General features: G+C 50.7%; 20 protein-coding genes. 19 read left to right on the top strand and 1 reads right to left on the bottom strand.

Annotated features, from left to right (window positions below; all coding sequences use genetic code 11):
• Positions 1–32: 32 nt before the first annotated feature.
• On the top strand, positions 33–563 hold the full coding sequence (locus OEV79_06225) for a GNAT family N-acetyltransferase (protein MDH4211027.1): 531 nt from the start codon (positions 33–35) through the stop codon (positions 561–563).
• Here the strand turns inward: OEV79_06225 and OEV79_06230 are convergent.
• Entirely contained in the window at positions 539–1288 is a 750-nt protein-coding gene (locus tag OEV79_06230; GenBank protein MDH4211028.1) for a GNAT family N-acetyltransferase, read from the bottom strand. The two genes, OEV79_06225 and OEV79_06230, sit on opposite strands and share 25 nt — an antisense overlap.
• Before the next feature lie 90 nt (positions 1289–1378).
• Between OEV79_06230 and OEV79_06235 the strand changes: the two genes are divergently transcribed.
• From OEV79_06235 to OEV79_06320, 18 genes are all read left to right on the top strand, one after another.
• Entirely contained in the window at positions 1379–2053 is a 675-nt protein-coding gene (locus tag OEV79_06235; protein MDH4211029.1) for a uridine kinase, read from the top strand.
• Between the two features lie 159 nt (positions 2054–2212).
• Positions 2213–3202, top strand: coding sequence for a hypothetical protein (locus OEV79_06240; protein ID MDH4211030.1), 990 nt, complete (start codon positions 2213–2215; stop codon positions 3200–3202).
• A 117-nt stretch (positions 3203–3319) separates the two neighbouring features.
• A complete protein-coding gene (locus tag OEV79_06245) occupies positions 3320–3466 on the top strand; it encodes a hypothetical protein (protein ID MDH4211031.1) in 147 nt (48 codons plus the stop codon).
• Positions 3456–4094, top strand: a complete 639-nt coding sequence (locus tag OEV79_06250) for a TetR family transcriptional regulator (protein ID MDH4211032.1) — start codon at positions 3456–3458, stop codon at positions 4092–4094. Before OEV79_06245 ends, OEV79_06250 begins: the two co-directional genes overlap by 11 nt.
• Positions 4091–4882 (top strand): outer membrane lipoprotein-sorting protein, encoded by a 792-nt coding sequence (locus OEV79_06255; GenBank protein MDH4211033.1) that lies wholly within the window; start codon positions 4091–4093, stop codon positions 4880–4882. Before OEV79_06250 ends, OEV79_06255 begins: the two co-directional genes overlap by 4 nt.
• Complete coding sequence (locus tag OEV79_06260) at positions 4879–6048, top strand: hypothetical protein (GenBank protein MDH4211034.1); 1170 nt, start codon at positions 4879–4881, stop codon at positions 6046–6048. The genes OEV79_06255 and OEV79_06260 overlap by 4 nt, the downstream gene beginning before the upstream one ends.
• A gap of 14 nt (positions 6049–6062) precedes the next feature.
• The gene (locus OEV79_06265; GenBank protein MDH4211035.1) at positions 6063–8765 is read left to right on the top strand and encodes an MMPL family transporter; all 2703 of its coding nucleotides are present in this window, start codon (positions 6063–6065) and stop codon (positions 8763–8765) included.
• Positions 8766–9241: 476 nt separating this feature from the next.
• Complete coding sequence (locus OEV79_06270) at positions 9242–9808, top strand: flavodoxin family protein (GenBank protein ID MDH4211036.1); 567 nt, start codon at positions 9242–9244, stop codon at positions 9806–9808.
• Between the two features lie 51 nt (positions 9809–9859).
• Positions 9860–12010 carry a carbohydrate binding family 9 domain-containing protein gene (locus tag OEV79_06275; GenBank protein ID MDH4211037.1) on the top strand — a complete coding sequence of 717 codons (2151 nt, stop codon included), beginning with the start codon at positions 9860–9862 and terminating at the stop codon, positions 12008–12010.
• Between the two features lie 13 nt (positions 12011–12023).
• The gene (locus tag OEV79_06280) at positions 12024–13340 is read left to right on the top strand and encodes a VCBS repeat-containing protein (protein ID MDH4211038.1); all 1317 of its coding nucleotides are present in this window, start codon (positions 12024–12026) and stop codon (positions 13338–13340) included.
• A 39-nt stretch (positions 13341–13379) separates the two neighbouring features.
• A complete protein-coding gene (locus tag OEV79_06285) occupies positions 13380–14948 on the top strand; it encodes a T9SS type A sorting domain-containing protein (GenBank protein ID MDH4211039.1) in 1569 nt (522 codons plus the stop codon).
• Positions 14949–14964: 16 nt separating this feature from the next.
• Positions 14965–16260 carry a VCBS repeat-containing protein gene (locus OEV79_06290; protein ID MDH4211040.1) on the top strand — a complete coding sequence of 432 codons (1296 nt, stop codon included), beginning with the start codon at positions 14965–14967 and terminating at the stop codon, positions 16258–16260.
• A gap of 17 nt (positions 16261–16277) precedes the next feature.
• A complete protein-coding gene (locus OEV79_06295; protein MDH4211041.1) occupies positions 16278–17549 on the top strand; it encodes a VCBS repeat-containing protein in 1272 nt (423 codons plus the stop codon).
• Between the two features lie 33 nt (positions 17550–17582).
• Positions 17583–18914 (top strand): VCBS repeat-containing protein, encoded by a 1332-nt coding sequence (locus tag OEV79_06300; protein ID MDH4211042.1) that lies wholly within the window; start codon positions 17583–17585, stop codon positions 18912–18914.
• Complete coding sequence (locus OEV79_06305) at positions 18887–20248, top strand: FG-GAP-like repeat-containing protein (protein ID MDH4211043.1); 1362 nt, start codon at positions 18887–18889, stop codon at positions 20246–20248. Before OEV79_06300 ends, OEV79_06305 begins: the two co-directional genes overlap by 28 nt.
• A 15-nt stretch (positions 20249–20263) precedes the next feature.
• On the top strand, positions 20264–21667 hold the full coding sequence (locus tag OEV79_06310; protein ID MDH4211044.1) for a T9SS type A sorting domain-containing protein: 1404 nt from the start codon (positions 20264–20266) through the stop codon (positions 21665–21667).
• A complete protein-coding gene (locus tag OEV79_06315) occupies positions 21664–22470 on the top strand; it encodes a BPL-N domain-containing protein (GenBank protein MDH4211045.1) in 807 nt (268 codons plus the stop codon). The genes OEV79_06310 and OEV79_06315 overlap by 4 nt, the downstream gene beginning before the upstream one ends.
• Before the next feature lie 37 nt (positions 22471–22507).
• A partial coding sequence (locus OEV79_06320; GenBank protein ID MDH4211046.1) for a M20/M25/M40 family metallo-hydrolase occupies positions 22508–24616 on the top strand: 2109 nt, incomplete at its 3' end.

Below are 24616 nucleotides of genomic sequence, written 5' to 3' on the forward strand. Positions count from 1 at the left end.
GCGACCGACGCCCGTATATTCTCTTGCATAATATGACAGGCGAGCAATTAGTCATCCGACAGGCACTGATCCCAGACCTGAAGGCCATTACCGATATATATAATGAAGCAATTCTGAAAACGGTCGCCACCTTCGACACCGAGCCAAAGAGTCTCGCCGAGCAGGAAGCGTGGTTCCAAGCACACGGTGCAACCAATCCGATCCTCGTTGCTGAACTGAGCGGTGAAATCGTTGGCTGGGCAGCGTTGAGCAAGTGGTCGGACCGCTGTGCGTATTCAGATACGGCCGAAATTTCGCTATACATCAGGGAGTCTCATCAGGGTAGAGGCATCGGCCGCGAGTTGCTGAAGAACATACTGGACAAAGGACGGCATGCCGGTCTGCACACGGTGATCGCGCGTATAGCAGAAGGCAATGAGGTCAGCGTTCACCTCCATGAATCATTAGGGTTCAGGCACGTTGGCATAATGAAAGAAGTCGGAAAAAAATTTGGCCGGCTACTGGACGTCTATCTCATGCAACTCATCTACGAAGAACGTCATGGGCTCACCCGGTACCAGTAACGGTAGATCTCCCTGAAACCAAGCTTGTGGTAGAGCGCGAGCGCGATACTGTTATCGACCATCACCTGCAGGTACGATCTTTCCGTTCCGGCGTTCCGTGCCCACGCGAGTATGCCTTCGGTTATCACTCTACCCAGCCCCCTGCCACGGAATCGGTCCTCAACGATTATGTCGAACAGGCCGACCGTCTTCTCTTCCCTGACCCCAGCACCGCAGGCAACGATCGACCCGCCACTACATATCCGGGCAAAGCATCTGTCCAGCAGGCCTTTCTCCAGAATTGAACTCAGCGTATCTCTATACCTCACGTCCGCTCCGCTCATGCGGAAGAATGCATCAAGCCATGAATCGTCCACCCGTTCGCTGATTTCAACGCGGCCATCAGCAGTTGGGTTGACCAAATCCAGCATTAGTACCTGTACCGAGGTTTCGGCTTCACGCGCATACCCTTTGTCCTTAAGCACCAGGTCAAGGTCAGGTGGACAGGCATCTTCAGTCATCTTGAAAATCGTACGCAGCCCCTTCTTCGCATAGACTTTTTCACAATACGATATCTTCGTACTCAAGTCGATGGTCGAAGCACAGACTGGATTGACCGAATTCGCCCTCCTGGTATAACCGTTTGCGAACCTGAGCACCCAACCGTCGTACAGCATCGTCTGCAGCGCAGGCCACGCGTTCATCGATATCTCTTCGAACTTCTTAATCAAAGTATTTTTGTTCAAATGTGTAGTATTATACCAGAAGCCGGTTGATTGTCAATCGGGGCCAGGGACAGGTTGATTTGTGTGACGCGTTAACTATAATACATAATCGTGTTACATAAACGCCTGGTAGACCTTATAGCACAAGCGATCGGCAGGCTGGAATCCGGACATCCGATACGCATCGCCATTGATGGCATCGATGCCGCCGGCAAGACCACGCTTGCCGATGAAATCGCTGCCGCCCTGGAGCATGACAATAAACATGTGATCAGGGCATCGATCGATGGTTTTCACCGGCCGAAAAAGGACCGATACTTTCGCGGTGGACTCTCTCCGGAGGGTTACTACTACGATTCCTTTGACAATGAAGCAATCAGAGACTACCTCTTGCATCCGCTGGGGCCGGGCGGAACTGGTGAGTACCGAACTACGGTCTTCGATTTCCGCAATGACTCTCCGCTCCTTTCGCCGTTGATGCGTGCACCGACCGAAGCGGTTCTTCTTTTCGACGGCGTTTTTCTCTTACGTCCTGAGCTCAATGACCACTGGGACGTACGCATTTTTTTACACATTGATTTTGATGTTTCTCTGCAGCGTGCCCTTTGCCGGGACCTCGCCCTTTTCGGCACGAAGGAAAGAATAACCGAACGCTATGAACAACGCTACGTCCGGGGTCAGAAGATATATCTCCACGACGTCGAACCGCAGAAAATTGCCGATATCGTTATCGACAATAATGATCCACTAGATCCGATATTGATACGTAACTCAGTCAAACTCTGATTGCGTACACCTCCCACCGTTACTACCCTGGCCGTATGGCAAATGGCTCATTCTCCCGAACGCTTGACAGCTATGCCTTCTTCCATGTATAATAGATGAAGAGTATAATCTATGAGTTGTATTGGCGATCGTATAATGCACAGCAAAGGAGGATAAACAATGATGCTCCTCGTTCTCTGTATCTTCACCCAACTCGAAATCAACGCAGTGGTAGGCAGTGAAATCGATTCCTTGGAAGCAAAGAAGTATCATCTATTCCGCGATATCGCAGGGTTTGTTTCGGCACAATTCATTGAATCCGATGATACAATAACTGTACACATGAAAATATGGCGTGACCAAACGGTCATTGATACAGCAGTGACCATTGACCGAAATGTTTTCAACACGCTGAACTCGTATATCCAAAATTGCAGGCTCATCATCGAAGACGATAATTTCCGCCGCACCTTTGTTGAGGAATTCAAAGTCGACTGGCCGATAATTTCTCATAATGACATCCAGACAGCAGCCAAATCACTAAAAGGCAGCAGTTTCTTGACCACATCCTGTTGTATTACTGGAGGCTGCGCCCTGGGCGCTTATGCCGGTGCCTTGATCACTCGCAAAACGTGGACCGAGGTCGACACGATCGGCATACCAGTCGGATGTTGGGCTGGCAATGGCGGGTGCACGTTTGTGCCGGTCGAGATCACACGTAAGTACTACCGGATCAATCCCCTGGTCTATGCGGGTAGTGCGGCAATCGGCTCGGGACTGGGTTACATGTGGGCAAAGCACCAATCAAAATCACACCAGGTAATCTTCGACGCGATCGGCCGGAACATCATCGCCTTTGACAATGCCGGATTCCCGATCACCGAACAGGATATCAGTTACTCAAAGCGGACAGATAATGAAATGCTGTTTGGGTCACTGGGCCTAGTCGCTGGACTTGCAGGGTCGCTCGCTACCGCGGTCGGACTCATGGCACCCTGGGCTGATATGGAATCGGAAGAATCGTGGCACCAAACCGCGGTCAACGCGCCTATAATTATCATCTGCAGCGTAGAATTTTATTTCATCACAGACTTCTTCTTGAAAAAAGGGAAGAAACTCGATCGCCAGGCAACGATCGAGAGACTCAAAGACCGCCGTTTTTCTCAATAACCCCATAGTAATGCACTTTATCCCTTGACAAATCGATTTTTTTCGTTATAATATAAACGAACGATTGATTAAAACAAATGTGTGTATAAAACAATCGTTTGCATGAAAGGAGGTTCTATGAGTATATCGATCTCGTGCGCAGCGTCGATGAAGTACTGTGAGATATCCTGTGAGCGCTATTTGACAGAGGCCATTACCATGTGGTATACAAATGCTCGTTTAAAACGAACGTTCAATACCAAGGGAGGAAGGCATGACGACTGAACATCATAAGATAGCAAAACAACGGATCTTCGAAGCAGCCCTGGCTCTTTTCGCGCGCAAAGGCTATGCCGCGGTCGGCGTCAGGGAAATTGCCAAGAAGGCTGACGTTAATATCTCAATGATCAACTACTACTTCGGAGAGAAAGCGGGAATCCTGAAAGCGATCATAAACGAGTGCTATGACCGTTATTTCAAAACGATAAAACCGGTCGGCGACGAAGACCTTCCGATTGAGGAGCACATACGCAAAATAATCCACACCGCGGTCCAATTCTTCAAGGACAACACCGAACTCGTCATCGTCGCCTTTGATATCATACCACTTGATATTCCGGAAGTGATGGAACTGAAGATCAAATGGGTCACAGGCATACGCGAAGGCATGGCCCACTTCCGTAAAAAACTGGACGTCGATGCACAGGACATTCTTCAGGAAAGTGTTGGCCCGACCGCCATCATCGCGGTGATCCTCAATCACTTCCAGAGCAAGTATGCGGCCGAACAATATCCGCAGTTCAAAGAATACGCTGCGCAACTGAATGACGAATTCTACGAAAACTACGCCGATGCACTGGCTGATCTCTTTCTCTATGGCTACATGGGAAAGAAGAACAAGGAGGAAAAATGATACACCACAGAAAACACACTATCTTGATGATATTGCTGCACGTTTCCTTGGCAGCTATTTTGCCCTCTGGGCAACTTACTGCGCAAGAAGAAATGACTGCGGATGAAATTTTGAAGACTTTGACCGAAACAATGAACCCAGAGCAGTCACATGGGACAATGACCATGACCATCGTGACCAGCTCCGGGCAGGAACGAACCTTCAAGTATGAGACATTCTCCAAGGACAAGGGTGACAAAAGCCTCATGAAATATCTTGAACCCCAGCGGGTCAAGGGACAGACCATACTCATGCTGAACGACGCGAACGACATCTGGACATACTTTCCAAGGACCAAACGCGTACGCAAACTCGCCACGCATGCCAAGAAACAGAAGGTAGAAGGCAGCGATTTCTCTTACGAAGACATGGGCGCATCCGATGCGTTCATCGAAGAATACAATGCGCTGCGTTTGAACGATGAAAACAAAGAAGGCCGTTCTTGCTACAAAATTGAGCTGACGCGCAAAGCAGAGAGCAACGCCAGTTACTCGCGCGTCATGCTTTGGATAGATAAGGAAAATTTCATTCCTCTCGTGGTCGACTACTATCACGAAGACGATCCCGAATTGCACGAGAAACAACTCGTGTGTCACGACGTAGAACTGATCGAAGACATCTACACGCCGATGGACTGCACAATGTTTAACAAACTCGACAACACATACACCAAAATGCATATTGTCGACATCACTTACCAGGTCGATCTCGCGGACGATCTCTTCACTGAAATGGGGATGCAGCGATGACTAAGACAACAAAGTTGATCACAGCAGCGCTTCTGCTATACACCGTTGCATATGCTCAACCGGTTGACGTATACGGCTATTTCGAACCACAGTACAACGGAATTTACTCTGGCGATTCATACTATCAATTCCAATCTAATAAGCTGCGCGTTGACCTCAAGAGCACCGCGATAGCAAACACCGAATTCGGAGCGGACGTGATCTTCCTGCTGTACCACGGTAAGACCGACTGGGACATACTCGATTTCCTGCCGGCAGAACTGACATCGACGATACCGCCTCTACTGCGTCCCTTCTATTCCTTCAGATTTGAAGATACACTGTACCTCGACAATGTATACGCACGGTTCGCACTCAACCGGTTCGCGGTGACGGCCGGCAAGCAGCAGATCTCTTTGGGCACTGGCTATTTTGCCAATCCTACGGACATCTTCAACACCAAGGATGCGCTCGACCCGACCTATGAGCAACCTGGACACAATGCCATACGCGTCGACCTCCAGGCACTGCCGCGTTTGAATCTAATGGCTCTTTACTCACCCGTAGAATCCGACTTCGAGTCCTCAGGCAAAATGTTACGCGCGAAACTGGGCATCGGACACTTCGACATCTCGTTGCTGGGCTGTGAAACGCAGTACACGTCTACCGACTTCTACACGTTCGAACAGACACAGGAGCGACGTCATATCCTGGGTGGAGACATCGTCGGTGAACTGATCGGCATGGGGATCTGGGCAGAAGGTATCTACAACTTCTTTGAAGATACTGAAGATGGTTACGAATTCCTCATCGGCACGGATTATACATTCGATTCCGGGCTGTACACCATGCTCGAATATCATCACAACTCGCTGGCAAAATCAGATCATGAAGACTACGATCTGAATGACTGGATGCGATTCTTCACCGGCGAAACGAAAACGATCACCAGTGATCAGGTCTACGCACTCCTGCAGTACCCGCTCACCGACATGCTCACAATAGGCAGTTCCGCGGTTTTGAGCGTTTCAGACATGAGCGCGGCGATCATCCCGATGCTACAATACAGCCTGTTTCAAAACATCGAGCTCACCCTCGTGGGTAATATCTACATAGGAGAAGAAGGTACGGCTTACAGCAGCTCGCTCGGCAACGGCGGTTTCGTCCGCGCAAGTGTATACTTTTAGTGGAGGAATGAAAAATGAGAGAAAGATTACTTAGGAATTGGGCGCGTATCGCGGCTACCCACCCGTGGCGGGTGATCATAGCGGTACTCATAATCACCGTGCTTGCCGCCATCTCAACGTCCCGGATCAGAATGGACATGCGTTGGTCAGACCTCTTGCCCATGAATGATCCCAAAGCAAGGGAATTCGATGAAATAATAACTGAATACAAGAGCGCATCGACCTTCCTCATCGTCGTACGCGGGGAAGAACAGCAGATAAAGAGATTCGCCGATGCGATCACGCCTGAAATAAAAGAATTGCCTCAATTCTTCAGTCGTGTCGACTACAAGCTCGATAAAGAGTTTCTTTCGAACCATGCACTGATGCTCGCGGAAACGAAAGATCTGAAAACCTCTGCGGACATGTTCAAAGATCTCGATCTGATTCCGCTCTTGACCAGCATAAACGACAATTTCGAAGAGGAGTACGTTGGCGATGAAGAAGCGCTGAGCACCAAGGAAAAGGAGAACGAAGCCGTAAGAACCCTTGATGGGTTCTATTCCTGGCTGAAGGCAATGGATACCTTCATTACGGACCCGGGCTCGGCGAACAGTACCCTGGCCGACTCGGCGGTCGAGCGCTTTCTCTACGGCGATCCCTACTTCATCTCCCAGGATAAGCGTGTCCTCCTCATGAACCTCAAAGCCAGTTTTACCGCAATGGATATCGACAAGGATATCGCCTCGACCGACAGCGTTCAGGCGATTCTGGACCGCACACTACCCGATTTCCCAGGTGTCAGAGCCGGCATCGCCGGTATGATACCGCTGCAGAAGGATGAAATGGAGCACACGACCAAGGATATGCAGTTCAGTTCGATACTTGCCGTTGTCCTGGTCATGGTGCTTTTCATGCTGACCTTCAGGATCTGGAGCACGCCGATCCTCGCCGGGCTCAACCTGATGATCTCGATCCTGATCGCGGCCGGCGGGCTTGGACTCATACTTGGCAGGTTGAACCTTATGACCTCGATGTTCGCCGTGATCCTCATCGGTCTCGGAATTGATTACGCGATCCACATCATCTCTGTCTACGGAGAACGAAGGGTCATTGACAAAGATGCAGTCGATGCAATGCAAGAAACCCTGGTACGTTCCGGGCCCGGCATCATCACCGGAGCCCTGACCACGGCTGCAGCATTCTTTGCACTGACTATTTCGGTAACCCAGGGCATCAAAGAAATGGGCATAGTACTTGGTATCGGTATCATCTGCGCCATGGTGACGACCATGGTTCTGCTGCCAGCCATCCTCGTCGCGCGTGAGAGGGTCCTGGCACGCGTCACAAAGAAACCCCTGAAGCAACCCCACGTTGAATTCAAATTCCTTGGTGAGATAGGAAGGAAAATCGCAGCACACCCAATGATCTTTCTGATCCTTACGATCGTGATAACAGTGTTCTTTTTCTACCAGGCGATCAACATAAAATTCGACTATAACATGCTCAATCTCGAACCGAAGGGATTACCCACAGTCGAGCTGCAGGATACGATCATCGAAGCATTCGACCTCAGTCCGGACTTTGCCATGGTCACGACCGGTTCGATTGAAGAATCATACGAAATGTCTGAGAAGCTGAAGCAAATGCCGCTGGTCAGCATGGTCGAGAACATCACTGACTACATCCCGCCCCAGGACAAGCAGCAAGAACGCATACCCGAGGTCGAGAAGATACGGAAACTCGTCAGCCGCACTACCAAACGCACACCGACATCGCAAGCCAACCTCGCCCGACTGATCGAACAACTGGAGAGACTGGATATGAACATCTATGAACTGTCACAGCTTGCATTCATCGGCGGGCAGGACAAAGTGGACGCAAAAGCAAAGAGTATCATTGGTGATCCGGAGAAAGAGGATTCCGAGAGCTTTGTATTGAACCTGATCGAAAAGATAGAGCAGGATCCGCAAGAAGCAGTCACCCAACTGAACAGATTTCAGGATCACTACCAACCTGTTCTGCGCAGCAAGATCTATAAGATGGCAAACCCTGCATTGATCACACTTGATGATCTTCCCGAGCACATCAGGAACCAGTATATCAATGAAAATGGGGACAAGTACCTCGTCACGATCTATCCCAAGGAACAGGTTTGGAATTACGAAGCCCTCACCCGTTTCGACAAGCAGATGGAATCCGTCAGCCCGAAGATCACCGGCACGCCGCCGATATTCTTGCATCTCATCCGGCTTATCGGCCGCGATGGTTTACTGGCGACCATACTGACCGTTATCATCGTCATCCTGCTGCTCTGGATCGACTTCAGAAGTCTGCGTTTCGCCTTGCTGGGTGTGATACCGCTCATTACGGGCGGCATCTGGATGTTGGGTATCATGAAGACCTTCGGCGTAATGCTCACCATGCTCAATGTGATGGCAATCCCTATGATCGTCGGCATTGGCATAGACGACGGAGTACACGTTCTGCACCGGTATATGTTCGAAGGGCTCAGAAAGACACCCGTTGTCCTGCGGAGCACAGGAAAGGCAGTCTTACTCACGTCCCTGACCACGATGGCTGGTTTTGGCTCGCTTATGACCGCGTCTTATCGCGGATGGGCCGGCTTCGGTGCCTTACTGGTAACCGGCGTCGGTGCATGTTTCCTGACAACCATTCTTTTCATCCCCTCTATTATCGGTTTGGTGACCAGAGGACAGAAAAATGACAAACACTGAGGCCAGTTAAGTATCAAGGAGAGCCTGTCATGGGTTATCGCTCGCCTACCATCCACAGTTCAATACTAAAAATGGCAGGCTCTCCAACTTGCACAAGAAGAACTGGCAGCGAAATGACGATGAATGGAGATCGACATGGATACAACAATTCTCGCCATCGTTACCGTGATCGCCGGTGCAATGATCGTAGCATTGCTTATTCGGTCATTTACCGGAGAAAAATGAACACAACGGGGCATTGAAGATGTTGAGGATCAGACCGAACACCCATCCCCCAAAACGACCTCCAGACAGAGTCAACATTACTGGCACAGAGGGATCAACCTACTTGACAGCCAGTCCGAATTGGTTACAATGTTATATGTCATTTGTTAAACGGAATGCAGATATAAGACATATAAAAGGACAGCCCACGGAACGTTCTTTAATCGGTGCACTACGCGCTCGTGCGGAAAAAACCGCACGTAAGGAGGAACGTGAATAAAAGGGTGCTCGTGATAAACGGCTCGACCAGGGAGAACGGTAACACCGACGCCGTTCTCAGATCTTTTATGCAAGGTGTCAGTGAGGGCGGTCTCAACGTGCGTGAGGCTGTACTCCGCAACCTTACAGTAAACAACTGTGTCGGGTGCTGCAAGTGTCAGAAAGAAAAGAAGTGCAACTTTCAGGACGACATGACCGAACTACGCGATATGGTCATAAAGTCAGACGTCCTTGTTTTCGCTTCACCGATTTACTGGTGCGAAATCACCGGTTTGATGAAAACATTCATTGACCGGTTATATTTCTTTCACCATAAAGAAAACAGCAACCTGGTTGCCGGCAAGAAGGCACTGATAATCACCACGCTCGGCGAAAAAGATGCAGCGTACGAATCTCAGGTTCTCGTCGATTTCTATAAACGATTCTTCCACTCCCTTCAAATTGAAATTCTCGACGTGCTGTCATTTCCTGATCTGATGGAAAAAGAAGCGAACGTAAAGAAACCCGAGTATTCGCAAACAGCCTACAAGGCCGGTAAGAAGCTCTCCGGAACTATTTGACCGCTGGTGAAAGAATTCCTGGTTATTTAGCTTATCTGTAAGGGAGGCCGAATGCATTTTGTATTATTGTTTTTTGTTCTATCAAACGCAGAAAGATCAGTGGAGGTCAGATTCACCGAGACGGCTCCGCAAATCGATGGCATCATTGAAGACGTCTGGCAGCAGGCTGACAGCGCTTACGATTTTGTACAGCATATACCATACGAAAAGACCGCGCCGACAGAACGAACCGTCGTCTATGTTCTCCAGGATCATAACAACCTGTATTTTGCGTTCCGCTGCTATGCCGATAAACACGCGCCCGTAGCCTGTTTCACTACGGATGAGGATTATGTCCGGGTGAGCATCGATCCGTTCGGCAGCAAAACGACAGGTTATTATTTTCTGGTCTTCGCGAGCCAGCTTTTCTGGGATGGCTGGATATTCGATGACGGCCGGACCTATGATGATTCCTGGGAAGGTATTTGGTACCGCGATGTGAAGGTCTATGATGACCGGCTCGATGTCGAGATCAGAATTCCCTTCAAATCCATCCGCTACAAAAAGGGACTATCAGAGTGGGGTATTCAATTCTTTCGTCACCAGGCGCATAACCGTGAAGACGATTACTGGACCGAAGTCTTGCAGGGCGAAGGCGACATGGTGTCCCGCTGGGGAACGCTCAAGAACATGGACCCGCAGTCCACCGGATACTACTTCGAGCTCTATCCTGAAGCATATTTGCGTTTCGACAAAAGGTACTACGCTAACCCGAATGTTGGCGGAATAGATTCCACAGATACTGAAATAAAACCGAGTCTCAGCCTGAATTTGAAATGGGATGTAACGCCTCAGACAACGATCAACGCCACTGCATATCCGGATTTTGCCCAGATCGAATCCGACCCGTTCACGGTTAATCTGTCCAGGTATCCCACATACCTTGATGAACGCAGGCCATTCTTTCTTGAAGGAAGGGATATTTTCCGGATGTCTGATCTAGGCAGCGATGGTGGTCAATTTTTCTTTCCCCTTGAGATCTTCTACTCCCGAAGGATCGGCAAATCCCTGGACGGCGAAGTCGTGCCGATCCTCGGCGGGTTGAAGGTTACCAACAATTCGGAGAAATTCAACATTGGCATGTTGGGAGCTTACACCGGCGAATTCACGATCACGACGCCCGATGATACGCTCATCGAACCCGATCGGTGGTTCGGCGTTATTCGGGCAAGACGCAGCATAATGGAAAATTCCGACGTTGGCGTGTTATTCAGCGGCAGCGCGGTCGACCGCGACAACTATAATTATGCGGTGGGGATCGAAGGGGTCTACCGGAGCGGCGCGGATCAGGTCATCATTCAGGGTGCATTCAGCGACAGCACCACGAAACGGGGCTGGGCGCTCACCTCTGGATACCGCGGATTCATCGGCAATTTCTATACTAAATTCGCCGCCGAGGTAGTGCATGATTCATTCAATGTCAGTGATATTGGATTCGTACCCTGGGCAGGCAGAAAACGCGTATATCTTTTCAGCGGTCCAAGCAAAGTATACCAGGAAGGATTCTTACGCTGGCTCTACATTGCCCCGGGCGTTCATCTCCTTCAAGAGCCCGGAGATTCCAACTGGTCCAAACTGGCGGGACTGCAGATCAACCCGGCATTCCGTAACCGCTGGGGCATGGGCCTGGATATTTACGCCGGTCGTTACTACGAGGCGGACACGAACTACCTGTACCGCAGCGTTGATTTCTCGACGTGGGGCCTCATCAAGGGCAATAACATCAACTTCGGATCGAGCTACAGTTACAGCTGGAATTACCGCCGCAACTATCTTGCGCATCAGATGACGAACTGGTTCTTCTTCGGTTACTCGATCATACCGCCGATGAGCATCGTCCTGTCCGGAAACCTCTGGGTGGAATGGGATACGACAAACACCATCGTGGCGATGAGCCCGAGGATCAGGCCGCGCCTCGACATCCGTTTCAGCGCCGACAAGAGTCTGGCGATCTTCAACGATATTCTTTTGGAAACACCAGGCACCGAGATCGGCGACACCAGATTCATCAGCAACCGGTTTGGATTTCTTTTCTCCTGGAATTTCCTGCCCAAGAGCTGGCTGCATGTAGCGCTCAATGATTTTCGCGAGCATGGCGTAGAGAAGCTTGAGCCTGTGTACACGATCGGTGCGTTCAAAATAAGATACCTGTTGTATTTCTGAGGAGGATATAACAATGAAACTATTGTGCCGTAGGATCTCCGCATTAGTATCTTCGCTCCTTATCGTCACGAGCCTGGGGTTTGCCGATATTTCATTCACAGAACATCCCATTGACAGTTACAGCGACCCCTGGTACATATTTGGCGCCGACATTGATAACGATGATGATCTAGACGTGGTGGCTTCAGGACGCCTTGGCAATTGTCTTTCCTGGTGGGAGAATATCGATAACATCAATTTCACGCAGCATGACATCTCAACAGTGGACTACTATGCCATGGGTGTCTATGCGGTCGACATCGATGACGACAATGATGTTGATATACTCTGCGCGTCGCAGATCTTCGGTGTCGAACTCTACGAGAACGACGGCAGCCAGAATTTCACGTATCATATAATCGCGGACTGGGGGTTTGCAAACCGTCTCGACGTCGAAGATGTCGATTCCGACGGCGACCTCGATGTCCTTGCGGTATGCTGTGAAGCTCCCAGCCCCATGGTCGGCTGGATCGAGAACGAAGGAAATCTGAATTTCACACCCCACGTTGTCAAAAACAACTGGGACAATGTGAATTGTGTCTATGCGATCGACCTCGACGGAGACACTGACATTGATATCCTGGCCAGCGCCTCTCAGGCCGGAGATATTTCGTGGTTTGAGAATGACGGTAACGAGAATTTCACCGAACACGTAATTCTACACACCCTCGCGCGCCCGAGCAGTGTTTATGCCGACGATATCGACTCGGATGGCGACGTCGACGTGCTGGCGACCATTTGTGTAATTGATCAAGTCGTGTGGTTCGAGAACGACGGCGAAGAAGGTTTCACCCAGCATGTCATCGCCCAGGCTTTCCTGCGTCCCCACATGGTCCGCAGTGCCGATGTCGACGATGATGGCGATGTCGACGTTGTCGGTGTAGCCATAAACAGCAACAAGATCGCCTGGTGGGAGAACGGCGGCAGTGTGCCGGTCCAGTGGACAGAACACACCATAACCAGCGCATTTACCGGCGCAACCGGTATCGATGTGAAGGATGTCGACAGCGACGGCGACCTTGATGTCCTCGGCGCTGCCCAGTTCGCGAACAGCATTAGATGGTGGGAGAACGATCTGATTCCCGGTATTGAAGAAAACGGAAATATCCCGGTCGGATATTTTGATCGTTTTCCTACGGTAATCAGCGGCGCCCTGCCTCTGAAAGATGGTTCGGAATACCAGGTCCTCGATATCATGGGACGCCGCGTTCGATCAAACAATCCGCAACCGGGAGTATATTTCATACTGATCGATCAGCAATGTCTAAGAAAAGTCGTAAAAATTCGATAATAGAACTAATGTAATGTTGTATAAATGTGGGAGGGATAAATGAAGCACCTTAAAGTCAATATGCGTACAGGAGTCGTTCTTCTCTCGATCTTCTCATTCGCATCCGCGGTTGTTAACATGTCGCTGAGCCCGATATGGCAGGCGGATTATGGTAACATTCCAACGGGTGCTGGATGGGGTGACATTGATGGAGATGGTTGGTGTGACCTGGTCGTGACCAATGGTTGTGATTACGCGTTTCGAGCGAATCATGTTTACTTCAACACCGGGGCCGCGATCTCAACCTCACCCGGGTGGATCTCTACTGATCTGGAGCCATCTGATAACGTCGCTATAGCCGACCTCGACCATGATGGTGACCTCGATCTGGTGGTTGCGCAACTCGGTTACACACCATGGGGGTGTCCGCCGTTGCCCCATGTCGCGTACTACAACAACGGCGGATTGTCGACATCCCCGACCTGGTATTCACAGCCGGGCAATTCATTTTCCTGCGCGATCGGTGATCCGGACGGCGATGGAGACCATGATATAGCTTTTGCACAGGGTGATCATCTGACCGGTAGTATGCAAAATGTCGTGATATACCGTAACAACAACGGTACGATCGAGAGTGCACCATACTGGCAAAGCGACAGCGTATACTACAGCGTTGAGGCTGCTTTCATCGACATCGATCAGGACGGAGATCATGACCTTGCCATTGGTGGACCTTACATCCACGTTGGGATATTCTACAACAACGCGGGCAGCATTGAAACATCCCCATCCTGGCAAACGCATACCATTGTCGGTGCTCGGCAGATGGAATTCGGAGATTTCGACGGCGACGGCGATCATGACCTTGCGGTCGCCGGTATCGATGAAGGCTTTTTTCTCTTCGAGAATGTCGGGGGCGTTCTGGATACTATCCCCTGTTGGTCATGCTCAGAATACACGCAGCCGTCTTGTGTAGCGTGGGCTGATGTTGACGACGACGGCGACCTCGATCTGGCAGCCGGTGCATGGTTTGATCCAGTTGGCATTTTCGAAAACACTAACGGCGTCCTCAGCAGTTCGTTTGTTTGGTCGTACGCCAACGGTGGTTTTCTCCAGCAAGTTGCCTGGGGCGATTTTGATGAGGACGGCCTGGCAACCACAGCGCAAACATTCGTCGGTGATGGGGCGAGAAAACTCTTCTACCTAACTCACAAGCCCATCCACGAAATCACGGCGATCAATATCAACGGAGTCCCGGTACCGATTGACCAGTTCTGCTATGAACTCGCTCAGGACTGGATCTCCCTGGCTTTGCCGCCGGCCCTCAATGATACGTTGACAATTCATTACACCTATTCTCGTGACCTCGATCTCGCGGTCACTGGCAGTCGGGCAATGCTCTTCGAGAATCAACACTCTACCGGGATCACAGAGAATCGAACACTTCTGACAAACGACTGCTACACCGGACCAACAATAATCTCTGACCAAATACCCCTGCAGTTGGACGAAAAAACCAAATTGTATGATATCATGGGCAGGGAGATAAGCCTGGGGCAAATGGATCCCGGAATTTACTTTATGAGATTGGAAAGCGGAACCATTAAGAAAATTGTCAAAGTAAGATAACCCATAAGGAGAAGAAATGAATCGTATCGCTATACTACTTGTTCTATGCTCAACCGCTCCACTTCTCGCGCAGATCAACTGGACCGCGCATACTGTAAGTAATAACTTCGACGGTGCCTGGTGCACCGTGCCCGTTGATATCGATGATGACGATGATTTCGATATTCTTGGTTCAGCGTATGATGCGAATTGCATATCATGGTGGGAAAATGACGGCAATCAAAACTTCTACGAACATGCGATCTGCACTGGTTTCACAGGACCAAAAGGTTTGTGCGCTGTCGATCTTGACGGCGACACTGATATCGATGTCGTATGCGCCGGTTTTCTCTGCGATACCCTTGCCTGGTGGGAGAACGATGGTAACGAAAATTTTATCAACCGGCACACAATCGTCTCTAACTGGGGACAGCCAAACTACGTCTGCCCGGCTGACTTGAACGAGGACAATGAAATGGACCTGCTCGTCACATCATGTCAGGTCGGCAAAGCAGCGTGGTTCGAAAATAATGGAGACCAGACATTCACTGAGCACATAATCAGAACAAATTGGCAGGGGGCGACATACCTTCACCCGGTCGACCTCGACCAAGACGACGACATTGACATACTCGGCGCCGGACCTGGCTCTGGCCTGATCTTGTGGTTCGAGAACAACGGAAGTCAAAATTTCACAGAACACATCATCAGCGCAAATTGGGCAATGCCGACCTCAGTGGCTACCGAAGATCTCGACGACGATGGCGATATCGATTTTGCCGCGACTTCAAGTTCTGGTCAGATCGCCTGGTTCGAGAACCTTGACAGCCAGTCTTTCACCCGTCACGATATTGCCTCGTCTCTTTACCAGGCACGCAGCGTTAGCACGCCGGATCTGAATGCCGACGGTAACTTTGATATCGTATGTTCCTCAAGATTGACTCATTCCGTAAAATGGTTTGAAAGTAACAGCAGTCAAAGTTTCACACAGCATTCCATTGCTGAGAGTTTCTATGGCGCAAATCATGCTGCCGTCGAGGACATGGACGGTGATGGCGATCTGGATGTACTCGGCGCCGCGCAGATTGCCAACTGCATAGTATGGTGGGAGAACGATCTGATTCCCGGTATTGAGGGAAACGGTAGCCTTCCGGTCGAATACTTTGATCGTTTTCCCACGGTCATCAGTGGTGCCTTGCCGGTAAAACCTAACTCCGAATACCAAATCCTCGATATCACGGGACGTCGCATTGGATCGACTGACCCGCAGCCCGGGGTCTATTTCATCGTACACGATGACCGGGATGTACAAAAGATCATCAAGGTGCGATAATCAGAGAAGGAGAAGAAATGAATCGTATAATCATACTACTTGTTATGTGTCTGACCGCTCCTCTTCTTGGTCAGATCAACTGGACCACACATACTATCGCCGATAACTTTGACGGCGCCGCGTGGGCCCACGCCCTTGACATGGACGATGACGATGACATTGATGTAGTCGGTGCCGGATGGGAAGCGGACGCCATTGCATGGTGGGAGAACGATGGCAACGAGAATTTTACCGAGCATACCATTGTGACCAATTTCGACGGCGCTTGCTGCGTTTTTGCTGTCGATATCGATGGTGACAACGACGGCGACGTTATAGCCACCGCATATTTCGATAACACAATCGCATGGTGGGAGAACAATGGTAATGTTTTCACCCAGAACGTGGTCTCAAATACCTTCAACGGAGCCTACTCAGTATATGCTACTGATCTGGATGACGACGGCGATGTAGATATCCTCGGCGCAGCACGTACCGCCAACCGCATATCATGGTGGGAGAACGATGGAAATCAGGGTTTCACCGAACACGTGATCATGAGCAGCTTCAGTGACGCTAGTTCGGTCCATGCGATCGACGTGGATGGCGATGGCGACACCGACGTGCTCGGCGCGGCCGGAGTTGGCGACGACATCGCCTGGTGGGAGAACGACGGCAATGAGAATTTCACTCTGCACGTGGTCGCCGGAAATTTCAACGGTGCCACGGCGGTCTACGCGGCCGACATAGATAACGATAGTGACATCGATATCATCGGCGCGGGATACCTTGCAAATGCGATCGTATCGTGGGAGAACGACGGTACGCAAAACTTCACCCAGCACATAGTCGCGAGCGGCCTCAACGGCGCGGGCGCAGTGCACGCGGCCGACCTCGATAATAATGACACCCTGGAGATCCTCGGTGCGGCCTGGTATGCGAATACGATCGCCTACTGGGGCAGTGTCAGTGGGACGGTTACCACCACTTTCAACTACGCCCACTCTGTTTTTGCGAAAGACATGGACAGTGACGGAGATATGGATGTGCTGGGTTCGGCATTGAACGCCGACGACATCACGTGGTGGGAAAGTGACTTCGTGGGTGTCGAGGAAAACAATATCGGGTGTGTTCATAAACCGGATTTCGGCCCGACGATCATATCCGGTCAGCTAAATTTGCCTGAAGGCACCCACTATATTGTTTACGACATTGCAGGCAGGCAGGTTGAACCGGGCAATCTGAAACCGGGCATATATTTCATAAAAAGCGCTGAGCGAATTGTGAGAAAAATCGTGAGAATAAATTGAGCTTTCCTCTTTAACTGTCATATAAGGAGGAACATGAAATATGCGCTCATCGTCTTGGTTTTGGCCACTACTTTTCCTGCAAGGTTTGCCTCTCCACAGATAAATTGGACCAAACACACTATCTCTGACAACTTTGGCGGTGCCTGTTCAGTCCATGCGCAAGACATCAACAATGATGGGCTCCTTGACGTGATCGGCGCAGGATGGGACATCAATTCCATCGCTCTCTGGATCAACAATGGAGGCGTTCCGGTATCCTGGACCGAACAAATGATCGATACATTATTTTATGGCGTTTCATTTGTCTATGCCGCTGACATCGATGGCGACGAAGACACTGATGTGCTGGCAAGTGCCTGGCATGGTAGTGAGCTAGCGTGGTGGGAGAACGGGGGCGGCAATCCGATACAGTGGACAAAACACAGTATTTGTGCCGGTTTCTACAATGCGCACGAGATCACTGCCGCGGACATGGACAATGACGGTGACATTGATGTCCTCGGCGCGGCCGCGCTTACCGATGAGATCGCGTGGTTTAAAAATGACGGATTGAATCCACCCGGCTGGACACAACACACGATCAGTGATAGTTTTGACGGCGCGCGTTCGTTAAAAGCAACAGATATCGACGGCGACGGGCTGCTCGATGTAGTCGGTGCAGCCCTGCTGGCGAATGCCGTAACCTGGTGGCATAACAACGGCGATTCGACCTGGACCGAGTACACTCTCGACAGTAATTTCGGCATGTCACATATGGTTTACTCCTTCGACTTCGATACTGACGGTGACAGCGATATTGTCGCCGTCGCCTATACATCCAACGATGTTGCCTGGTGGCGCAATGACGGCGGCAGTCCCGTACAATTCACAAAACAGACAATTGATGGCTCTCTGCTCGGTGCGCTCGGTGTTTTTGCCGCAGATATTAACGACGACGGCAATTTGGATGTTCTGGGTACGGCCGACATAACCGACGATGTAGTATGGTACAGTAACAGCGGCGGCTCTCTGATAAGTTGGACAAAACAGATGATCGATGGTAACTGCAACGGCGCCTGGCCTGTATACGCCGCAGACCTCGATAATGACGGAGATATTGATGCGCTCGCTGCCGCGAATGCTTCTGATGCTATCTACTGGTATGAGAACGGTCTGATCGGGATCAGTGATAACGATGGGGTCTGGGTTGGCCTTAACCGCCTCGGTGCTACAATAATCCGCGGACCCATAGTATTACCTCGTGGCACTGACTTCAGCATTCTCGATATAAGCGGAAGGAAAGTAGCACACGATGAAATCGGCCCCGGTATCTATTTCATCCAAAATGGAGGAGTTATATGTCAAAAGATAGTAAAAATTCAATGAGCGTCGGTGTAATAATCTCGCTTATCATACTGATTGCCACCTTATCGTTCGGCCAGGTCTCATGGAACACGCACGTCATACACAATTTCACGCATGGAACATCGAGCGTATATGCGTGCGATCTGGATAACGACGGCGACACCGATGTACTGGGCGCCGTCCTGGAAGACAATCAGATGGTCTGGTACCGCAATGAAGGCGGTAATCCGATCACATGGACAAAATTCGCCATCGCTTACAATTTCTATCAAGCGTTCTCAGTATATGCCGCCGACCTTGACGATGATGGTGATCAGGACGTCATTGGTGCAGCCGGCGCGGGCGATCAGATAGCCTGGTGGTCAAACGACGGCGGCAACCCAATTCAATGGACATATCACACGATCAGAACCGGCTACGATTTTGCCCACGAAGTCTATGCCTACGATCTCGATGAAGATGGAGACATGGATGTCTTGGGTGCGTCGACGGATCTTAATGTAATAAGCTGGTGGCGGAACGACGGTGGGAATCCCATTCAATGGACTGAACAGACGATCGGTTCTGGTTTCGACGGCGCGAAGTCTGTGCGGGTGGGAGACCTCGATGATGATGGTGATAATGATGTTGTCGGCGCATGTCTTTATGGCAATGATATCACCTGGTGGCGGAACGATGGAGGAAGTCCGATCCAATGGACAGAATTCTATATCGACAGCTATTTCACCGGTGCGCACCGCGTACAGATCATTGATCTTGATGAAGATCAAGACCTGGATATCTTGGCCGTCGCTTATCTTAACGGTGAAGTCGCCTGGTACAGGAACAATGGAGGCAATCCGCTTACCTGGAGCAAGCATACGGTCGGTATCGGTCTGGCCGGTGCATGTATTGCCCAGGCCGCTGATCTGGACGACGACGGTGACCTTGATGTCGTCGCCACTGCGCAAGTATCCGGCGAAGTTTCCTGGTTCCGCAACGAAGGCGGCAGTCCAATCGTATGGACGAAATTCTATGTCGATCCAAACCTCGACCGAGCATGGCCGCTCTATGTCTGTGATATTGATGCAGATAGTGATTCGGACGTGGTCGCCGCAAGCAGTTGGCAAGGCACCAATGAAGTGAAATGGTATGAGAATCTCGGCACCGGCATTACCGGGGGCAGCAACCCGATACCGATTTCACCGCGCTCCGGTGCGACCATCATGCGTGGCTCGGCAATTTTGCCATTAGACAACGACGCAAGATTACTCGATATCACCGGGCGAGAGGTGGAAAGGAACCCCGTCACTCCCGGGATCTATTTCACGGAAGTTGAAGGAAGGATAATCGACAAAATAGTAGTAGTAAAATAAGAAATTGGAGGAAACTTGAGGAATTTTGCACTCGGTAATGATCCTATCAAAAATCTGCGCAACAGAAATATCCCATTATTTCTTGCATGCTGGCTGTTTTCATCTTGCATGATCCTACACGCCCAGGTTCCCGATACCCTGTGGGCACGTACCTACGGCGGTTCCAACATTGATGTAGCATATTCAGTATGCGAGACCTCAGATGGAGGATATGTCGCTACTGGATATACCTTTTCCTTCGGCGCCGGGCAGCAGGATGCCTATCTTGTGAAGACGAACAGCACGGGCGATACTGTCTGGACCACCACGTTCGGTGGAACGGCAATGGACGGTGCTCATTTTGTGCGCGAGGTGTCAGACGGTGGTTACGTGGTAGCCGGTTATACGGAAAGTTTCGGTGGAGGGGGCAAGAATGTCTTTCTGATCAAGACCGACACCGCCGGCACAGCAGAGTACACGCGCACCTATTCAACACCCCTGATGGACGTGGCATATGCCTTCTGCGAGACACCGGACGATGGCTACATGTTTGTCGGCTACAAGAACGGACCCTCGGGCTGGGTGAAAGGGGATCTCTGGATCCTGAAAACCGATGCAACTCTCGATACACTATGGACCAGAGAGTATGGTGGGTCGGGTGAGGATTACGGAATATCGATTCAACCAACTGTGGACAGTTGTTATATTATCACCGGTACCACGAGCTCATCAACTGCCGGTGGCAAGGATGTCTGGCTTGTCAAAATAGACGGCAGTGGCGACATAATTTGGGAAAAGATTTACGGCGCAGCACTTGAAGACGTAGGCTACGGCGTGAATGTAACTGCAGATAATGGATTCATCATCACCGGATACATCAACGGAATTGGTTCTTGGACCGCCGGCGACCTCTGGCTATTGAAAACCGATTCGCTTGGTGACACGCTCTGGACAAAAACGTATGGTGGTCCAGGAGAGGACTTCGGATTCGATGTATACACTACGTTCGATAACGGCTATGCTATCGCTGGTAGACGCGCCGGCGATATCTGGTTCTTACGCACCGATTCGCTCGGCGACACGCTCGGGACACAAACGTATGGAGGCGCAGGCACAGAATCGGCGCTCTCGCTCTACCCGACCTCTGACGGCGGGTATATAATCGGCGGCTATACGGATTCTTTCGGCAGCGGCTCCAATGATTTCTGGCTGCTCAAAACCGCGCCTGATGTCGGGATAGAAGGCAACAGTTCGCCCGACATCCAATATGAACACTTACCGGCCACCATAATCACCGGTCAGTTGAACCTGCCCATTCAGGGCGTTTACAGGGTCTACGACACCTCGGGAAGGATCGTCGAACCGAGCGTGATAGCAAAAGGGATATACTTTATCGAAGTAGACGGCCAAATAGTTCAGAAAGTCATAAAGGTGCGATGACAAAGCATTCGGCATTCACTGGTTCTTTTCTTATTATACTTATGTTTAACATTGCTTATTGTTCTGAATCATCCCAGCCCGCAGATAACGGGATCGTCACCATCGGGATCTACGCGGATTCTGGCGCGGCTGTAGCATGCGTCACCGCGGCCAGTAATATGTTCCAGTGGATGGGTCACGAAGTTTTTCTTATGGATGCAGATTTTATTAACAATAAGGATCTAGAGCATATAGACATATTCTACTTTCCAGGCGGTTCTCCGATTCCCTACACGCGCAACATAACGTATGAAGGTAGGAAAAAGATCAGGAAGATGATCGAAAAAGGCTGCGGCTATATTGGCACTTGTGCTGGAGGTATTTATGCTGCCGAATTCCAGACATGGCACGGTGAAACGTATTCGGCCGGTCAACTCGGCATCTTCCCCGGCACGGCAGCCGGTCCGATACCCCAGATCTACGAGCTCCCTGAAATCGGCATGTGCCAGGTCAACCTCAACAAATTCCATCAAATCACCGGTGCAGAACCGGATTCGCTCTGGATAATGTATTACAACGGACCATATTTTACACCCAGCAACGCTTCGCGTGTTGATACGATCGGAACATATGAAATCACCGGGAAGGTCGCGCTGGTCGCCTGTGAATACGGCAAAGGCCGCGTGTTTTTAACCGGACCGCATCCCGAATGGGAAGAAGACGATGACCGCGACAGCATTTCCTATTTCGATAGTCATGACGACTTGGGGTCGGACTGGACCTTGATGCACAGCGCGGTGCAGTGGTGTCTTCATGAAGATTAGTTTTGATATTGGACTATTCTCGATAAGGAGGAATTGGATGAAATCTCTTACAGTTGTTTTGTTGCTATGCGCCTTTATCTTGCAGGCCGATCTTGCGGGCGCGGAGCCGGTTCTTGTCGCCGTGGATCTGAGCGGTTATGAACAGATCAGAGAATGGCATGCGCTCGAATATCCTACCTACGAATTACTGGGCACGACCGCGATCGCGGAGATTGACGATGCGCAGATCATCACATTGATCGAAAAAGGATATTCGATACAGGTCATCGATACATCACCATGGACTGAGAAATATTTCATCGGCAGCGTGCCCCAACCCGATCTGGAACTACCCGGTCAGGTCATACTTGTAAAGGATAACGCGTGCCTGGTCAAATCCGGCACTGCCGGCATTTCTGATTTCTTGGACCTTGGATTGAAATTCCGCCAGTTAGAAAAGAGATTACTATCCGATCGTTTCTGGAACAACGCTGCAACAAAAACAGTACCCCTGCGTGAACTTGAATATGATCCCTTCATCCAGAGTTTAGTCAATCAGGTACGGGCTGATTCCCTGGCATCGTATACCCAGCGCCTCCAGAATTTCCAGACGAGGCTACTCTTCAGTGATAGCGGTTTTGCCGCTTCTGCGTGGATAAGGCAGAAGTTCATCAGCTTCGGGTATGCTGCGGAGTTCGACAGCTTTCACGTCGACCATACCAATTACGGCACCTGGCCCGACACCGGGTACGAGCGCAATGTCATAGCGCGCGTAGAGGGGACCGTCAATCCCGCACGAATATTCATATTTTGCGGTCATCAAGATGCAATTATCTGGCCTGATACGCAGAGCTCCTGGACGTTCGCGCCCGGAGCCGATGACAATGCGTCCGCTATTGCCGCTATATTTGAAGCGGCGCGTATCTTCCATAACTACACATGGGAACCTTCCATAGAATTCATAACCTGGTCTGGAGAAGAAGTTGGTCTACTTGGCAGTGATGATTACGCACACCGGGCCGATAGCCTCAACCTCGACATAGCTGGTGTAATCGATCTGGATATGATCGGTTGGACCAATGGAGGATTGCTGAACTGTAACGTGCAATATACACAAAATTTCTGTCTATGGCTCGTACATCTCTTCGCTCAAGCAGGACAACTCTATGCGCCCGAACTGACTTACTTTGAGGAGTACTGGTCAGGCGGCTCAGACAACCTCTCATTTTCATCCCGCGGTTTTCCCGCAATCTGGAGTGCCGAGAGGTGGTACTACCAGAATCCCCACTGGCACCGGCCGACCGACATCCTTACGAACATAACACCGGCCATGCATCTCGGCGCGACAAAGGCATCTTTGGCAACGCTGGCTATTCTCGGCCTCCATCCGGGGTCGGTTGAGGATGTCACCGTTGCCGACATCGGGAACGGTAACAGCCTACAGATCAGCTGGGCTGCGAATATCGAGCCCGATGTCACTGGCTACCGTGTTTATTGGGGAGCGCAAAGCGAGACGTATACTGACAGCCAGTTCGTGTCGGGTGCATCTGTAACAGTAGATACGATCACCGGATTGATGACGGATTCAACATGCTACATCACAGTGCGGGCAATCGATGTGGACAACCGGCTCAGTTATCTTGCATATGAAGTCACGGGAACGCCCCGCCTGGCGCCTTCAGTGCCTTCCGGTATTACGGCAGCACCAGTCAGTTCGGGAATAACGATCTCATGGAGAGAAAATGCGGAGCTTGACATCGCCGGGTATCGTTTGTACCGTCGGCTCAATGACAATCCGATATACGACAGTCTGAATACTACACTCCTGACCGACACCACCTATACCGACTATCCGCTCTCCGGTATGGACCGCTACTACTATGCAGTCCGCGCCTTTGACCTGAGTGGCTACTACAGCGACCTGAGCGCCGAAGCCTATGGCCGACCGATCACCCTTGACCAGGGCGTGCTTGTCGTCGATGAAACCCGCAACAGCACCAATCCGCCGGACAGCCTCCAGGATGCCTTCTACACGTTCATCATGAACAACTACCAGGCCGCGGCTTACGAATACGACAGCAGCCAGCACGCGCCGGTCCTGGCCGACTTCGTGCCTTATTCATCGATGGTCTGGTTCGCCGACGACTACATCGAAAATTTCGCATCG

It is taken from the genome of candidate division WOR-3 bacterium (genome assembly GCA_029858255.1).
In the GTDB taxonomy this organism is placed as follows: Bacteria; Hydrothermota; Tepidihabitantia; order SM23-42; family SM23-42; genus SM23-42.

Coding starts and splice junctions, on each gene's coding strand:
- OEV79_06225 (MDH4211027.1), top strand. CDS start 33: ATGACAGGCGAGCAATTAGTCATCCGACAGGCACTGATCCCAGACCTG.
- OEV79_06240 (MDH4211030.1), top strand. CDS start 2,213: ATGATGCTCCTCGTTCTCTGTATCTTCACCCAACTCGAAATCAACGCA.
- OEV79_06245 (MDH4211031.1), top strand. CDS start 3,320: ATGAGTATATCGATCTCGTGCGCAGCGTCGATGAAGTACTGTGAGATA.
- OEV79_06250 (MDH4211032.1), top strand. CDS start 3,456: ATGACGACTGAACATCATAAGATAGCAAAACAACGGATCTTCGAAGCA.
- OEV79_06255 (MDH4211033.1), top strand. CDS start 4,091: ATGATACACCACAGAAAACACACTATCTTGATGATATTGCTGCACGTT.
- OEV79_06260 (MDH4211034.1), top strand. CDS start 4,879: ATGACTAAGACAACAAAGTTGATCACAGCAGCGCTTCTGCTATACACC.
- OEV79_06265 (MDH4211035.1), top strand. CDS start 6,063: ATGAGAGAAAGATTACTTAGGAATTGGGCGCGTATCGCGGCTACCCAC.
- OEV79_06275 (MDH4211037.1), top strand. CDS start 9,860: ATGCATTTTGTATTATTGTTTTTTGTTCTATCAAACGCAGAAAGATCA.
- OEV79_06280 (MDH4211038.1), top strand. CDS start 12,024: ATGAAACTATTGTGCCGTAGGATCTCCGCATTAGTATCTTCGCTCCTT.
- OEV79_06285 (MDH4211039.1), top strand. CDS start 13,380: ATGAAGCACCTTAAAGTCAATATGCGTACAGGAGTCGTTCTTCTCTCG.
- OEV79_06290 (MDH4211040.1), top strand. CDS start 14,965: ATGAATCGTATCGCTATACTACTTGTTCTATGCTCAACCGCTCCACTT.
- OEV79_06295 (MDH4211041.1), top strand. CDS start 16,278: ATGAATCGTATAATCATACTACTTGTTATGTGTCTGACCGCTCCTCTT.
- OEV79_06300 (MDH4211042.1), top strand. CDS start 17,583: ATGAAATATGCGCTCATCGTCTTGGTTTTGGCCACTACTTTTCCTGCA.
- OEV79_06305 (MDH4211043.1), top strand. CDS start 18,887: ATGTCAAAAGATAGTAAAAATTCAATGAGCGTCGGTGTAATAATCTCG.
- OEV79_06315 (MDH4211045.1), top strand. CDS start 21,664: ATGACAAAGCATTCGGCATTCACTGGTTCTTTTCTTATTATACTTATG.